This is a genomic window from Haloferax sp. Atlit-6N, from assembly GCF_003383195.1.
In the GTDB taxonomy this organism is placed as follows: Archaea; Halobacteriota; Halobacteria; order Halobacteriales; family Haloferacaceae; genus Haloferax; species Haloferax gibbonsii.
In genome coordinates this window covers 1-534 of sequence record NZ_QEQJ01000163.1, presented here as the reverse complement: position 1 = coordinate 534, position 534 = coordinate 1, and the positions used below count along the sequence as shown (strand labels likewise).

The window sequence follows — 534 nt, the reverse complement described above, 5'->3', positions numbered from 1 at the left end:
CAGACATGAAGAGGATTTCAACAGAGCCACCTCAGTCGGTTCGGCAGCTTGCCGTAGAACACGTCGTCGTAGAGCCGGTAATCTAGGACAGTCGTTCTACGAAGTCCTCGACCATCTCGATTGCCTCTTCTAAATTCGCTGTATAAGAGACGTAATCAGAAGAAATCGTCTCTGTGAACCCAGGGCGGTGGTAATCTGGTCCCGCAGTCTCTAACCCTTGTACCGTCCACTCGTCGTGGAGTTCGAGACTGACGACACGAACGGGGACATCGGTTCCGACGAGGTCGACGTTCGAAACGTCCCAGTCGAACTCTTCTTGGTCTAACGGGCGAGTCCATTGGTGAGTTCGTGGGTCAAGCTTTTCGTACGTCCATACACGACCGTTCGATTCGAGGGTGTGTGACGGAATCGAATCCTCGTCGTATTCAGTCATTCAGCAACAGAGTCGTTGCTCCGAGCGAAGAAAGTAACGGACCGTTTAAATTAGTGAACACACCACAACCACGCAATAGTAGCTTCAACTAACAATCACAT

Annotated in this window: 1 protein-coding gene; it reads right to left on the bottom strand. The window is 50.9% G+C overall.

All coding sequences use genetic code 11. The features are described from left to right. Positions 1-82: 82 nt before the first annotated feature. On the bottom strand, positions 83-433 hold the full coding sequence (locus DEQ92_RS21730) for a hypothetical protein (RefSeq protein WP_013035717.1): 351 nt from the start codon (positions 431-433) through the stop codon (positions 83-85). Positions 434-534 lie beyond the last annotated feature (101 nt).

What these genes read in the sequence shown, in the direction of transcription:
- DEQ92_RS21730 (WP_013035717.1), bottom strand. Translation starts at nt 433, where the DNA reads ATGACTGAATACGACGAGGATTCGATTCCGTCACACACCCTCGAATCG.